This window comes from Ferranicluibacter rubi (assembly GCF_011603255.1).
In the GTDB taxonomy this organism is placed as follows: Bacteria; Pseudomonadota; Alphaproteobacteria; order Rhizobiales; family Rhizobiaceae; genus Ferranicluibacter; species Ferranicluibacter rubi.
The window spans coordinates 192,885-206,418 of the sequence record NZ_JAANCM010000011.1 but is presented as its reverse complement, the minus strand read 5'-3'; the positions used below and the strand labels follow the sequence as shown (position 1 = coordinate 206,418).

Genomic DNA, 13,534 nt, shown 5'->3' with positions numbered 1-13,534 from the left:
GGCAAAGCAGGCCCCCGCCGCCCCGCCGGCCGCAACCCCGACGACGACGGCTCAGGCGCCTGCAGCGGCTCCGGCTGCCCCAGCGGCACCAGCAACGCCGCCTGAAACGGCTCCGGCAGCACCGGCCCCCGCACCCGCAACGCCTGAACCTGCAACACCTGCCGCCCCGGTAGCGCCCGCTCCTGCAACGCCTGCGCCTGAAACGACACCGGCACCGACAGAGCCCGCAGCAGCCGCACCGGCCACGCCGGAACCAGCAGCCACGGCACCGGCCGAAACCCGCCATGTCGTCGTCAAGGGTGATACGCTGTGGGACATCGCCAAGTCCGTCTACGGCGATGGCGAAAAGTGGAAGACGATTGCCGGGGCGAACGGCAATCCGGTTCCCGAGAGGCTGCATGTCGGCACGGAACTGACCCTGCCGCCGCGCTGACGGGGTCTCCCACGCGGTCATCTAATGATGCCCGCGTGGTCCCGGTGGAACACGAAGGCTTCGTGGCCGACCTTCGAAGCGGGACAACAGCCCGCAGACCCCGCGCTTTCAGCAAACGTCACGTCGTGGCAAACGCCATCCGGCCAGCCAATGAGACAATCGGCCTCATCCTATTGCACCGGCTCGGGCTTCCCCGGGCTGGTTTTTGTTTTACATAAGGCGATGTGAACCGATGCAGGCCGCGTCCGTACCGGGTAGCGTCTCCATCTCTTGCCTAGGACATCGCCATGAACATGACCGTCACGCCCCTCCCCGCCGACCACCCGAAAGTGGCCTTTGGAAAAGTCGGCGTCCTCCTGGTCAATCTCGGCACGCCTGATGGCACCGACAAGGTGTCCATGCGGCGCTATCTCAAGCAGTTCCTGAGCGACAAGCGCGTCATCGAATGGTCGCGCGTGTTCTGGTATCCGATCCTCTACGGCATCGTGCTCAACACGCGCCCCGCCAAGGTGGGCAAGGCCTATGAGACGATCTGGAACAAGGATCTGAACGAAAGCTATCTGCGCACCTACACACGCAGCCAGGCGGAGAAGATGGCGGCGAGCCTTGCCGGTCACGACAATCTCGTGGTCGACTGGGCCATGCGCTACGGCCAGCCGTCGATTCCGGAGCGCATGGAGGCGCTGAAGCAGGCCGGCTGCGAGAAGATCCTGCTCTTCCCGCTCTATCCGCAATATGCCGCCGCCACGACGGCCACCGTCAACGACGAGGCTTTTCGCCTATTGCTGAAGTCCCGCTGGCAGCCGGCGCTGCGCACCGTTCCGCCTTATCACGACGACCCGGTCTATATCGAAAGCCTCGCGAACTCGATCCAAACGCATCTGGCGACGCTGGACTGGGAGCCGGAAGTCGTGCTCACCTCCTTCCACGGCATTCCCCAGTCCTACTTCAAGAAGGGCGACCCCTATCACTGCCAGTGCTACAAGACGGCGCGCCTGCTGCGCGAGAGGCTCGGCTGGTCAAAGGACAAGCTGCAGGTGACCTTCCAGTCGCGCTTCGGCCCTGAAGAGTGGCTGCAGCCCTATACGGATAAGACCGTGGAGGCGCTCGGACAGAAGGGCATCAAGCGGATCGCGGTGATGAACCCAGGCTTCGTGTCCGACTGTCTGGAAACGCTCGAGGAAATCGCGGTGGAGGCTGCCGAGACCTTCCACCATGCGGGTGGCGAAAAGTTCACGCATATCCCCTGCCTGAACGACAGCGACGACGGCATGCGTGTCCTCGAACATGTCGTGTGCCGCGAACTCGGCGGCTGGGTGGATGTGGCAGCACCAGAGGCCGTTTCGCTGGGCAGGGTGCTGGGCGCACCGAGCATCTAATCTCCGCCGTTCCCGCGTCGCGGGAACGGCAAGGTTCCGCATCGCGCCCCGACATGCTAAGCCGGGGCCAATTGGTGGATGAAGGAGATGATCTTGGGCGGATTCGATATCGTTGTGGTGGCCTTTGCGGTCCTGGTCATCCTCGTGCTCATCGCCGGCATTAAGACGGTCCCGCAAGGCTATCGCCATACGATCGAACGCTTCGGCCGCTATACGCGCACGCTGGAGCCCGGTCTGAACCTGATCATTCCCTTCATCGACCGTGTCGGCGCGCGCATGAACGTGATGGAGCAGGTGCTGGATGTGCCGACCCAGGAGGTCATCACCAAGGACAATGCCAGCTGCTCGGCCGATGCCGTCGCCTTCTATCAGGTGCTGAACGCGGCGGAGGCGGCCTATCAGGTCTCCAATCTTCAGAGCGCGATTCTCAACCTCACCATGACCAATATCCGCTCCGTCATGGGCTCGATGGATCTGGACGAGCTCTTGTCCAACCGCGACAAGATCAACGATCAGCTGCTCCGCGTGGTGGACGAGGCGGTCGGGCCCTGGGGCATCAAGGTCACCCGCGTCGAGATCAAGGACATCCAGCCGCCGAAGGACCTCGTGGATGCGATGGCGCGCCAGATGAAGGCGGAGCGCGAAAAGCGCGCGCAGGTGCTGGAAGCGGAGGGCTCGCGCAATGCGCAGATCTTGCGCGCCGAAGGCGCCAAGCAATCGGCGATCCTTCAGGCCGAAGGCCAGCGCGAGGCGGCGTTTCGGGATGCCGAGGCGCGCGAACGCCTGGCCGAGGCCGAAGCGAAGGCGACCCGCATGGTCTCCGAGGCGATCGCGGCCGGCGATGTGCAGGCCATCAACTACTTCGTCGCCCAGAAATACACCGAAGCCATCGCCGCGATCGGCACCGCGCCGAATTCGAAGATCGTGCTGATGCCGATGGAAGCCTCCGCGCTCATCGGCTCGCTCGGCGGCATCGGCGCCATCGCCCGCGAGGTCTTCGGCGACGTCCCGACCGCACCGGAACGTCCGCGCGGCTCGACGCGATCCGTGCCCCCGAGCGCACCGAACACCCCCTCGCCCTTCGCCCCGCCGCGGACCGGCGTCTGATGGTTGCGCGCGTCATCGAGGAACTCGGCCCTTGGGCCTGGTGGGTGCTCGGCCTTGTGCTGCTCGCGGCTGAAATCTTCGTTCCCGGCGTCTTCCTCGTCTGGATCGGCATGGCGGCGATCGTCACCGGCGCGCTGGCGCTGATCTTCTGGAATGCTGACGTCTTCGGCTGGCATGTGCAGCTACCGCTGTTCGCCATCCTCTCCGTCGTCTCCGTGGTCGTCGGCCGCCGCCTGCTGGCGCGCTTCGATCACCCCTCCGACACGCCGCTCTTGAACCAGCGCGGACGCAGCCTCATCGGTCGCACGGCCATCCTTGAGGAACCGATCGCCGAAGGGCGGGGCCGCGTTCGCCTCGGCGACACGACATGGCCCGTCAGCGGCCCCGACCTGCCGACCGGCGCCCGCGTCCGCGTCGTCTCCGCAGATGGCCAGCGGCTTCTCGTGGAAGAAGCCACAGCCGCCTGAGCCGAAAGCTTAAGCGAGGAAGCCTGCAGATAAGGATTGGTTAACCACAAGCGTTTACGATTGCGAAACAATTGCTTCGAGCTTGCGGACCTGGCCCATGGCGCCTTCTCACCTCCCGGACACTGATGCGCGTGCCGTTCGGCCCGCTCGTGCCGCCATGGCCATTTTGCTCCTTTCCGTCTGCCTCACATCGCTTGCCCTGCCCGGCACCGCCCGGGCGCAGGCGGTGGAGGATGACGCAGGCGATACCGACCTTGCAGGACCGCAGGATCCGACCTCGGGAACACTCAGCCCACAGGCGGCCGGCGCGGCCGCAGCGGCCGTGCCCATAGCGGGCGGCGCGCCGACGGCAACCGGTGACGCCGATATCACCGGCGCCATCGGCGATGACGCCGTGGTCGGCGGCGGGCTGCTGCGCGATCAAGACCTGATCCGGTCCAACTTGCGGGAAACCGGCGTCGATGGCCTGAAATCGGCGCTCGCCGACGATGACGACGTGCCCGGCATCCCGCTCGGAACCTTCACCCTCAAACCCTCGATCGGCCAGACGGTGAACTCGGAGACGACACGCAGCGGCGACAGCCGCGAGCGGCGCACCTATACCGAAACCGGCCTCAAGGGCACGCTGACCTCCGACTGGTCCCGCCACCAGCTGAGCATCACCGGCGAGGGCTACTGGCAGCGCAACCTCTCCGGCACTGGCGAAACCAAGCCGCGGGCCGACATCGACGGCGCCTTGCGGCTCGATATCAGCCACGACACGATGGCGACGCTTCGCGCCGGCTATAGCTTCGACCGCGAGGATGCGACGGACCCGAACGCGATCAACGGCGCGGAAACGCAGGCCGGCGTCAACCAGTATTCGCTCGGCGCCGGCATCGAGCACGATTTCGGCATCCTGCGCGGCTCGGCCAAGGTCGATGTCAACCGCCTGACCTATTCCGATGTCGATCTCTCCGACGGCACCACGCTGTCGCAGAAAGACCGCAACCGCGATGTCGGCACGCTGACGACGCGCATCGGCTACGAGCTGTCGCCGGCCCTCATCCCCTTCCTCGAAGCCTCCATCGGCCGGGGCGTCTATGAGCTGCGCTCAGACAGCCTGGGTTACAGCCGATCCTACAAGACCTATTCCGGCCGCGCCGGGGTGGAAGCCGATCTCGGCGAGAAGCTGAAGGGCGAGCTGGCGCTCGGCTACAACACCTACCGCTTCGACGACGCGCGGCTGAAGAACCTGAACGGCGCCACCATCGACGGTCTCATCAACTGGTCGCCGCAGCGCGGCACGGATGTCATGACCGGCCTATCCACGACGCTGGAGCCCTCCACCACCTCGGGCGAAAGCGGCGCGCTCGCCTATACGCTGTCGAGCCGGGTCACGCACGAACTCCGCTCGGCCCTCGTGGCGCGGCTCTCCAACAGCCTGACCTTCCGCAACTATCCCTCCGGCAGCGCCTCGTCGGATACGAAGGTCTGGCTGACAGGCGCCGGCCTCACCTACGACATCAACCGCTATCTCGCACTGACCGGCGATGTCAGCTACGAGCGGACGACACCGGACCGCGGGCAAGCCACCTCCGTCGCCCGGATCGGCGTCGGGCTGACGCTGCGGCGCTAAGCATTTCCAGCCGACGCGGAATCGCTTCGGCGTCGGACAATGCGGCAAAAAACAGACGACACCCGTCCCGAAACGAAAAAAGCCGCGCTGCTGATGCAACGCGGCTCTTTTGTTCGGTATCGATCGATCAGCGGGCGAGAAGGGCCTTGAGGGGACCTTCGACCGAGCCGCGGATATCGTCGCGCGACAGTGCGAAAGCGACGTTGGCGAGGATGAAGCCATCCTTGGCGCCGCAGTCGTAGGTTTCGCCGCGGAAGACGTAGCCGGCGAAGTCCTGGCTCTTCAGGAGCTTCAGCATCCCGTCGGTCAGCTGGATCTCGTTGCCGGCGCCGCGCTCCTGCGTTTCCAGGATATTGAAGATCTCCGGCTGCAGGATGTAGCGGCCGTTAATGAAGTAGTTGGACGGGGCGGTGCCGGCGGCCGGCTTCTCGACCATGGCGTTGATGGCGAAGCCTTCGCCGATCGTCTCGCCGACGCCGACGATGCCGTACTTGTGGGCCACTTCCGGCGCACATTCCTCCACGGCGAGCACGTTGCCGCCGCTCTGCTCGTACAGCTCGACCATACCCTTGAGGCAGCCTTTTTCGCCGCGCATGATCATGTCGGGCAGGAGAACCGCGAAGGGTTCGTCACCGACGATATCGCGGGCGCACCAAACGGCATGACCAAGACCAAGCGGCGCCTGCTGGCGGGTAAAGCTGGCCATGCCGGCCTTCGGCAGAATGTCGGCGAGCAGCGTCAGCTCGGCAGTCTTGTTGCGCTCGCGCAGCGTCTGCTCGAGCTCGGTCTGAATGTCGAAATAGTCTTCGATGACGCCCTTGCCGCGACCCGTCACGAAGATCAGGTGCTCGATACCGGCTTCGATCGCCTCATCGACGACATACTGGATGACCGGCTTGTCGACGACCGTCAGCATTTCCTTCGGGACAGCCTTGGTGGCGGGCAGAAAACGCGTGCCGAGGCCGGCAACAGGAAAGACGGCCTTTCGGACCTTACGCTTCTCACTCATCAATATCTCCAGTTCTCAGTCATTCTTTAAAATGGACGGTGGGGATCAACGATCGCTGATCCACCGTGGCGTGATGTCGTCTTACCGGAAACCGGCTTAAAATGAACGTCGATCCCGATGTTCTCGTTCGTGGCAACTCCGTTTCCCCGCAATTGCTGCGCACCTCTCCCCCAAGCCCGGCGACGGATGACATGGATCTATCGGACTTCCCCGCAGTTTCCAGAGCGTCGACGTCCAGCCACCAAAAGTCGGCCCGAAAGGAGCGTCGTGCATGCACCGCCTAGATGCACGACCCCGGGTGAATGCCCGGTGAACATGCAACATGCGCGTCACAAGAACGTGAACGTATCTAGGGGTAAGAGGCTATTTTTTCCCTAAGGAAGACGCAAGTCCTTCGGCATGGTAAAGAACTTGTTGACCTCATTTCGATACTCTTCCTCAAACCGGCCCTCACAGCAGAGCCGGCACTCGTCGGATCCGTCACCGGCAGCGCAAGATGGGACGGTTCTGGAATGGTACAGTGATGTCTCGCCCGTCGGCCCCGACGCGCGAGACCGAGATTACGGAAACGACAGACCGATGAACAGCAACAGTCTGCCCCTTCGCCGCCGCCTCCGCGCCGCCTTTTTTGCCGCCGCCGCGTTCCTCGCCACCACGCCCGCTTTCGCCGATGCCGGCTTCCAGACATGGATCAACGGTTTCTATCCGACGGCCGCCAAGGCTGGCATCTCCGAGAGCACCTATCGCAAGGCCTTTGCCGGCGTGAAGACGCCCGATGAGACCGTGATCGAGAAGGCCAATTACCAGCCGGAATTCAAGCACAAGATCTGGGAATATATCGACAGCCGCGTGAACCCCTACACGCAGAAGGTCGGCCAGGAAATGTCGGTGAAGCACCGCCGCACGCTGGATGCGATCGAGAAGCACTTCGGCGTCGATCGCAACGTGCTGCTCGCCATCTGGTCGATGGAGTCCAATTACGGCGCTGTCCTGGAGAAGGACGACCGGCTGCATTACGTGCCGCGAGCGCTGGCCACCCTTGCCTATGCCGATCCGAAGCGGGCGAAATTCGCCAAGACTCAGCTGATCGCCGCGCTGAAGATCCTGCAGTCGGGCGATGTGAGCCCACGCGAACTCAACGGCTCCTGGGCCGGCGCCATGGGCCACACGCAGTTCATTCCCACGAGCTACCTGCTCTATGCGATCGATGCGGACGGCAACGGCCATCGCGATATCTGGAACTCGATCCCCGATGCGCTGGCGACCGCCGCCAACCTCCTGAAGAAGAACGGCTGGCAGCCGGGCATGACCTGGGGCTACGAGACGGCGGTGCCCGCCGGCGGCTCCGATCTGCAGGGCCAGACGAAAACGCTGAAGCAGTGGGCGGCACTCGGCTTCACCCGTCCGAACGGCAAGGGCTTCCGCGACGGCAACATCCGCGCCACGCTGAAGATGCCAGGCGGCAGCGGCAGCCCGGGCTTCCTGATGACCAAGAATTTTTCCGTCATCAAGCGCTACAACGCCTCCGACTCCTACGCCCTCGGCGTTGGTCTTCTTGCCGACGAAATTGCCGGCTATGGCGGCATGCAGCAGGCCTGGAGCCGGCCGGACGGCACGCTGGACGTCAAGCAGAAGTTCGAACTGCAGTCGCGCCTCAAGGAACTTGGCTATTACGACGGCGAGGTGGATGGCAATTTCGGCTCCGGTTCCAAGGCCGCGATCCAGGCCTTCCAGAACCGCAAGGGCATGACCCCGGACGGCCAGCCGACGCAGAACCTTCTCCGCGCCCTGCGGGATTGATCGGCGACACCGGGCAACCAGGCCGTTTCCGGGCGCAGGATCCGGGACGGGCAAGCCATCGTCAGATGGTCTGGCGGAAATGAAAGGACCGGGCAGGACGCCCGGCCGGAATGCAGATGTCGATGCCTCGAGCCGAGATGCCCAAAGCGGTGACACCACGCGCTGATCCGAGCAAAGTCTCGCCGCAACCGTCGCGGCATGCGCGTCTGCGCCGGATTGCGGCCTTCATTCTCGCCATCGTCATCGCTCTGCCCACCGTCGTCTTGCTCCCGCCTGTCAGCCGGGCCGAAGCGCAGGAACGACGAACGATCCTCGACATGTTCTTCGGCCGGCCGCGCCAGCAGCAGCGCGTTTACGAGGACGATGGCGACGGCGGGAACATATACCGCGAGGCCCCGCCGCCGGTACGGCGTCAGCCGAAGCCGAAGCCGCAGCGGGCCAAGGCCCGCCCCGCACCCGTCGAGACGCCGGCGCCCGAGATCGTGGCGAAACAGGCGGATGCCAAGACCGTGCTCGTCGTCGGCGACTTCATCGCCGGCAGCCTCAGTGACGGCCTGCAGACCGCCTTTGCCGACAGCCCGGGCATCGTGGTCGAAAACCGCAGCGAGGGCTCGTCCGGCATGGTGCGCGACGACTATTTCGACTGGCCCAACATGCTCCCCGTCTATGCGGATGACGTGAAGCCGGCTCTGATCGTCGTCAGCTTCGGCGCCAACGACCGCCAGCAGATGAAGATCGGCGCGGTGCGGGAAAAATACCGCACGGATGCCTGGATGGCCGAGTACACACGGCGCGTCGCGGCCTTCGCAGCCCTTGCCCGCAGCCGCAACGTGCCGCTTCTCTGGGTCGGCATGCCGTCCTTCCAGTCCCCCGCGATGACGGCGGACATGGTGACCTTCAACGGCATCTTCCGCACCGAGGCGGAGAAGGTCGGTGGGCAGTTCATCGATATCTGGGATGGTTTCGTCGACGAGCAGGGCAAGTTCGTGACGACGGGCTCCGACATCAATGGCCAGCAGGTGCGCCTCCGCGGTGCCGACGGCATCAACCTGACACCGGCCGGCAAGCGCAAGCTCGCCTTCTACGTGGAGAAAGACATCCGCCGCCTTCTGGGCGAGACGGCTGCGCCCGGTAGCGACATTCCCGATCCGAGCGACATGAAGGACCTCGTGGTCACGGCCCCGACCAGCGAGACCATCATCAAGACGCAGCCGATCAGCCTCGTCGATCCCGACCTCGACGGCGCGTCCGCGCTGCTGGACGACGCCAGCCTGCCGGCGAGCACGGGGCGCAGCGCGCGGGACCTGCTGATCGAGAAAGGCGAAGCCCCGCCCGCCCCGTTCGGCCGGATCGACGACTTCCGGCTGGTGAAGACGGCGCTAGCGCCGCCGGCCGTGACACCGGAGGCAGCCTCACCGGCAGCAAGCCCATCTCTTGGCAGTACCGATCCGTCGCCATCGGCGGCCGCAGCCCCGCCAAAGACCGGAACCGGCCCCAGGCTGGGGGCCGCACCGCCATGGCAGGCCGTCCCGCTCCGATAGGCTCCGAGCGGGCGCCCTGACTTTTCCTTAAAGTGTTTCAACGCACTTCCGGACGCAAAACCGCTGCGCACTTTTGCTGGAATTGCTCTAGGCGGCCTTCAACGTGGCGACCGTTTCAAGGGCCGCCTTGGTTGCGGCTTCACGCGGCTCGGCACCGAGTGCCAGGCCTTCGGCCACGATGACCTCAGGATTGGTGACGCCGATAAAGGCGAGAACCGACCGCAGGTAGGTCTCGGCATGTTCGAAGGGCTGCGACGGCGTGCCCGGACCGTACAGGCCGCCACGCGCGATCGTCAGGATGACGCGCTTGTCACCCGCCAGACCTTCCGGGCCTGCTTCGGTGTAGCGAAACGTCTTGCCGACCACGCAGATGCGGTCCACCCAGCTTTTCAGCTGGCTCGAAATCGAGAAGTTGTAGAGCGCCACGCCGATGACGACGATATCGGCCGCAAGGAACGCTTCCAACACCTTGCCGCCGAGCGCCAGATCTTCCTGAAGCGCCTGATCGTGCTGCACATCGTCGCTCTGGCCGGCGAGATAGCGGCCGGTGAGGTGGGCGATCGGCTCGGCGACGAGATCGTGATAGGTGACCTCGATCGCGGGATTGTCCGCCGTGATCCGTTCGACGGCGGCCTTGGACAGCGCGCGGCTGACGGAGTGGTCGCCGAGAATGCTGGAGTCGAGGTGAAGGAGTTTCATGTATCTATCCTTTGGTGCACCATGTGCAGGTCGTTCGAATAAGGTCTGCATGGAAAGCCAAAGCCCGCTTCGTCACCGATTGCGGTGACATCAGGGAGTTACTTTTCCATACCGAGGCACTATGAATGACGTGGATGCGCATGCGCAAGGAGGCACATTCTTGACACCTGCAAATACGGACATGACGCTGGAGACGCTGCATGAGACCCATGACTGCCGTCTGGCCAGCGCCCTCCTCTCCCGGATCGGCGACAAATGGTCGATGCTGGTGGTGATGTTGCTGACGCCGGGGCCGAAGCGGTTCAACGCGCTGAAGCGCGCGCTCGGCAGCATTTCCCAGCGCATGCTGACGCTGACGCTGCGCAACCTGGAGCGGGACGGGCTGGTGACACGAACGATCTACCCGACCATTCCGCCGAAGGTGGAATATGCCCTGACCGATCTCGGGCAGTCGCTGCGCGAACCCGTGCAGACACTCGGCAACTGGGCGTTCGAGCATCAGGAAACGATCGACCAGGCGCGACTGGCCTACGACCAGCGAAATGCCTGAGAGATAAAGGCGGCCTCGAGGACGCCCGACATTCGCCGGACATCCGTCTATTGATAGTGCGCGCTCGAAATCAGCGCGGCAGAACGCTGGAGCCCATCAGGGCCTCGTCGATCGCGCGTGCTGCCTGACGGCCCTCGCGGATGGCCCAGACGACGAGCGACTGGCCACGGCGCACGTCGCCGGCAGCCCAGACCTTGTCGACCGATGTCCGGTAGTCCTTGTCGTCGGCGATGACGTTGCTGGAGCCGCGGCGGTCGGTATTGATGGCGAGTGCATCGCCAAGCTCCTCCAGAACGCCCGCCTTCAGCGGACCGCTGAAGCCGATGGCGATGAAGGCGAGGTCGGCCTTGATGACGAACTCCGTGCCGGGAACCGGCTTGCGGCGATCGTCGACCTGACAGCACTTCACGCCGGTCAGAACGCCGTCTTCGCCGACGAATTCGAGCGTTGCCACCTGAAACTCGCGCACGGCGCCTTCGGCCTGCGAGGAGGAGGTCCGCATCTTCGTCGCCCAGAACGGCCACACGGCGAGCTTGTCTTCCTTCTCCGGCGGCTGCGGGCGGATGTCGAGCTGGGTCACCTTGACGGCACCCTGACGGAACGCCGTGCCGACACAGTCCGACGCCGTGTCACCGCCGCCGACGACCACGATGTGCTTGCCGCCGGCAAGGATCGGATCCGACGGCCAGCCGACGCTGTCGATATTTTCGCGGCCGACGCGGCGGTTCTGCTGGACGAGATAGGGCATGGCATCGTGCACGCCGGCGAAATCACCGCCGGGAAGGCCGGCATCGCGGGGCGTCTCGGAGCCGCCGCAATAGAGCACCGCGTCATGCTCTTCGCGCAGGCTTTCCACCGTGCGGTCGACGCCGACATTGACGCCGTAATGGAAGGTGACGCCTTCGCCGGTCATCTGTTCGACGCGGCGGTCGATGAAGTTCTTCTCCATCTTGAAGTCGGGAATGCCGTAGCGCAGCAGGCCGCCGGCCTTGGTCTCGCGCTCGTAGACGTGCACCGCATGGCCGGCGCGTGCCAGCTGCTGGGCCGCCGCCATGCCGGCAGGACCCGAACCGATGATGCCGATCGACTTGCCGGTCTTCGTCACCGCCGGCTTCGGCACGATGTAGCCCATCTCATAGGCCTTGTCGGCGATCGCCTGCTCGATGGTCTTGATGGTGACCGGAGCATCCTCGAGATTCAGCGTGCACGCCTCCTCGCAAGGCGCGGGGCAGATGCGGCCGGTGAACTCCGGGAAGTTGTTGGTCGAATGCAGGTTGCGGATCGCCTCTTCCCAGTTGCCGCTGTAGACGAGGTCGTTCCAGTCGGGGATCTGGTTGTGCACCGGGCAGCCGGTCGGGCCGTGGCAGAAGGGGATGCCGCAATCCATGCAGCGTGCCGCCTGCTTCTGCACTTCCGGTTCCGACATCGGGATCGTGAATTCCCGGAAATGGCGGATACGATCGGAGGCCGGCTGATACTTTGCCAGCTGCCGGTCGATTTCCATGAAACCTGTAACCTTGCCCATGACGTAACCCTCAATCGTCGCCGTGGAAGCGCTGATGCCACCCGCTCCGCGTCCACCCGTTTCTGTTCCTGACTGCCGGAGATCCGGCAGGCTTTTCATCGCATTGTCGCCAGATAGGGCGAACACTCAATCGAATTTCATGACCATGAGACGTTTCATGGCCGTCACCTGAAGAACCGGTTCGCCAGCCCCTCGATGAAGGCCTGGCCCGGAAGCCGTTTTCGCTGGGTCGGCAGCGCAGCGATCAACGGCGCATCGAAGGCGCTTCCGCGGGCGCCCTTGCCCATCATGGCGAGCGGCAGCGGGAAGCTGTCGATCAACGGCTTGTCGTCGAAGACCTTCGGCGCCCACACCCGGTCGATAGCGTCGATCACGGCCTGCCAGTTCGTCTTGACCTGACGCGGCTGGTACCAGATGTCGAGGTCCGACAGACCGAGACCGCGATAGAGATCGACGAAGCGCAGGTCGATGACGCCGCTTTCGTCGGAGAGATCGATGCGTCCGAGTCCGGTGCTGCGCGACCGTGGCGAGAAATAGAGGCAGGGAATGCCGTAGGATTCGGCAAAGACCATGCCGTGCAGGCTGGTCGAGACGATCCGCTTGCAGGAGAGGATTTCATCCAGCCGTTCGCGCAGCGCAGCAATCGTCGTCGGCGTGACCGTGTTGATCAGCTTGACAGAACCCGTATCCAACGGCGCCACATGATGGCGGCCTTCGGTGTCCTTCGGCCGGGCGTCGAAGGTGCGCTCGGACAGTTCCGCCAGATGCAGGATGACGCCGAGTTCATGCGTCTTCTTGACGGGCGCATCGTGAAAATGCGGCAGCAGCCAGAGCGGATCGCCATAGACGGCAGGCCCGTCGCTGCCGAGCACGCGGCGGCTGAACGGCCCCCGCGTCGCATGGAAGGTGAAGCGCGTATCGACTGGCCGGGTATAGGGGATTTTCTCGTCGGCATGCTGGCCGGGATTGAGGTTCGGCGACGTGCCCGTTCCCCAGACATGCACATGCCCGCCCGCCATCATGTGGCCAATGGTGCCGACGGCAGCAAGACGGGTCTTGCGGCTCTTGCTCGGCGCATGCGTCACCGGCAGTCCCGACATCATCGAAACGATCACCGGCGACAGGGCGTCGCCGAGATTGAGATAATCCTCGCCGACCGGCGGCGTCACCCAGGAGACCGGGATGGCAGCCTTCGACGCGACGATGTCGAGAAGGTCACTGGACACGTTACACCATGTTCATTCTTGCGCGGGTCGGGATGCGCATATTTCGGGTTTTCGCGAGAACGCCCGAGCCGGATCGGGCGCGCCCATATCGGCTCCTGGCAAGACCCGCAGGAGAGGCCGGATCGGCGCGCTGTCTGCCCGTTGAAGGATCGGGCAAGACGCTTCGCCGGAGGGTCGAAC

Annotated in this window: 12 protein-coding genes; 8 read left to right on the top strand and 4 right to left on the bottom strand. The window is 64.5% G+C overall.

What is annotated here, in order from left to right; genetic code table 11:
- The 5 genes from G8E10_RS19950 to G8E10_RS19930 form a co-directional block, all read left to right on the top strand.
- On the top strand, window positions 1-433 hold a 433-nt coding region (locus G8E10_RS19950; protein WP_167130429.1), incomplete at its 5' end, for a LysM peptidoglycan-binding domain-containing protein.
- Between the two features lie 293 nt (window positions 434-726).
- The gene (gene hemH / locus G8E10_RS19945; RefSeq protein ID WP_167130447.1) at window positions 727-1,812 is read left to right on the top strand and encodes a ferrochelatase; all 1,086 of its coding nucleotides are present in this window, start codon (window positions 727-729) and stop codon (window positions 1,810-1,812) included.
- 87 nt (window positions 1,813-1,899) lie between these two features.
- Window positions 1,900-2,919: an SPFH domain-containing protein gene (locus G8E10_RS19940; protein ID WP_110800799.1), complete on the top strand. Its 1,020-nt coding sequence runs from the start codon at window positions 1,900-1,902 to the stop codon at window positions 2,917-2,919.
- Window positions 2,919-3,386: an NfeD family protein gene (locus G8E10_RS19935; protein ID WP_110800800.1), complete on the top strand. Its 468-nt coding sequence runs from the start codon at window positions 2,919-2,921 to the stop codon at window positions 3,384-3,386. Before G8E10_RS19940 ends, G8E10_RS19935 begins: the two co-directional genes overlap by 1 nt.
- A 97-nt stretch (window positions 3,387-3,483) precedes the next feature.
- Window positions 3,484-5,004: an outer membrane beta-barrel protein gene (locus G8E10_RS19930; protein ID WP_425530856.1), complete on the top strand. Its 1,521-nt coding sequence runs from the start codon at window positions 3,484-3,486 to the stop codon at window positions 5,002-5,004.
- Window positions 5,005-5,131: 127 nt separating this feature from the next.
- Here the strand turns inward: G8E10_RS19930 and galU are convergent, their stop codons facing one another.
- Window positions 5,132-6,013: a UTP--glucose-1-phosphate uridylyltransferase GalU gene (gene galU, locus G8E10_RS19925; protein WP_092930376.1), complete on the bottom strand. Its 882-nt coding sequence runs from the start codon at window positions 6,011-6,013 to the stop codon at window positions 5,132-5,134.
- 579 nt (window positions 6,014-6,592) lie between these two features.
- On the opposite strand from galU, the gene G8E10_RS19920 reads away from it, so the two are divergent.
- Both G8E10_RS19920 and G8E10_RS19915 read left to right on the top strand, forming a co-directional pair.
- Window positions 6,593-7,813, top strand: a complete 1,221-nt coding sequence (locus G8E10_RS19920; RefSeq protein WP_132713797.1) for a lytic murein transglycosylase — start codon at window positions 6,593-6,595, stop codon at window positions 7,811-7,813.
- A gap of 116 nt (window positions 7,814-7,929) precedes the next feature.
- Window positions 7,930-9,354, top strand: a complete 1,425-nt coding sequence (locus G8E10_RS19915; RefSeq protein ID WP_281517695.1) for an SGNH/GDSL hydrolase family protein — start codon at window positions 7,930-7,932, stop codon at window positions 9,352-9,354.
- Between the two features lie 87 nt (window positions 9,355-9,441).
- Here the strand turns inward: G8E10_RS19915 and G8E10_RS19910 are convergent, their stop codons facing one another.
- Window positions 9,442-10,053, bottom strand: a complete 612-nt coding sequence (locus G8E10_RS19910) for an FMN-dependent NADH-azoreductase (protein WP_132665244.1) — start codon at window positions 10,051-10,053, stop codon at window positions 9,442-9,444.
- A 181-nt stretch (window positions 10,054-10,234) separates the two neighbouring features.
- Here G8E10_RS19910 and G8E10_RS19905 point away from each other — a divergent pair, with 181 nt between their 5' ends.
- Complete coding sequence (locus G8E10_RS19905; protein WP_110736087.1) at window positions 10,235-10,603, top strand: winged helix-turn-helix transcriptional regulator; 369 nt, start codon at window positions 10,235-10,237, stop codon at window positions 10,601-10,603.
- 70 nt (window positions 10,604-10,673) lie between these two features.
- On the opposite strand, the gene G8E10_RS19900 is transcribed toward G8E10_RS19905, so the two are convergent.
- Together G8E10_RS19900 and G8E10_RS19895 are read right to left on the bottom strand one after the other, a co-directional pair.
- A complete protein-coding gene (locus G8E10_RS19900; protein WP_110800943.1) occupies window positions 10,674-12,128 on the bottom strand; it encodes a glutamate synthase subunit beta in 1,455 nt (484 codons plus the stop codon).
- Window positions 12,129-12,292: 164 nt separating this feature from the next.
- On the bottom strand, window positions 12,293-13,354 hold the full coding sequence (locus tag G8E10_RS19895; protein ID WP_167130427.1) for a polysaccharide pyruvyl transferase family protein: 1,062 nt from the start codon (window positions 13,352-13,354) through the stop codon (window positions 12,293-12,295).
- Window positions 13,355-13,534 lie beyond the last annotated feature (180 nt).

Bases quoted from the DNA above. Each gene is read 5' to 3' on its own strand.
- hemH (WP_167130447.1), top strand. From the start codon at position 727: ATGACCGTCACGCCCCTCCCCGCCGACCACCCGAAAGTGGCCTTTGGA.
- G8E10_RS19940 (WP_110800799.1), top strand. From the start codon at position 1,900: ATGATCTTGGGCGGATTCGATATCGTTGTGGTGGCCTTTGCGGTCCTG.
- G8E10_RS19935 (WP_110800800.1), top strand. From the start codon at position 2,919: ATGGTTGCGCGCGTCATCGAGGAACTCGGCCCTTGGGCCTGGTGGGTG.
- G8E10_RS19930 (WP_425530856.1), top strand. From the start codon at position 3,484: ATGGCGCCTTCTCACCTCCCGGACACTGATGCGCGTGCCGTTCGGCCC.
- galU (WP_092930376.1), bottom strand. From the start codon at position 6,013: ATGAGTGAGAAGCGTAAGGTCCGAAAGGCCGTCTTTCCTGTTGCCGGC.
- G8E10_RS19920 (WP_132713797.1), top strand. From the start codon at position 6,593: ATGAACAGCAACAGTCTGCCCCTTCGCCGCCGCCTCCGCGCCGCCTTT.
- G8E10_RS19915 (WP_281517695.1), top strand. From the start codon at position 7,930: ATGTCGATGCCTCGAGCCGAGATGCCCAAAGCGGTGACACCACGCGCT.
- G8E10_RS19910 (WP_132665244.1), bottom strand. From the start codon at position 10,053: ATGAAACTCCTTCACCTCGACTCCAGCATTCTCGGCGACCACTCCGTC.
- G8E10_RS19905 (WP_110736087.1), top strand. From the start codon at position 10,235: ATGACGCTGGAGACGCTGCATGAGACCCATGACTGCCGTCTGGCCAGC.
- G8E10_RS19900 (WP_110800943.1), bottom strand. From the start codon at position 12,128: ATGGGCAAGGTTACAGGTTTCATGGAAATCGACCGGCAGCTGGCAAAG.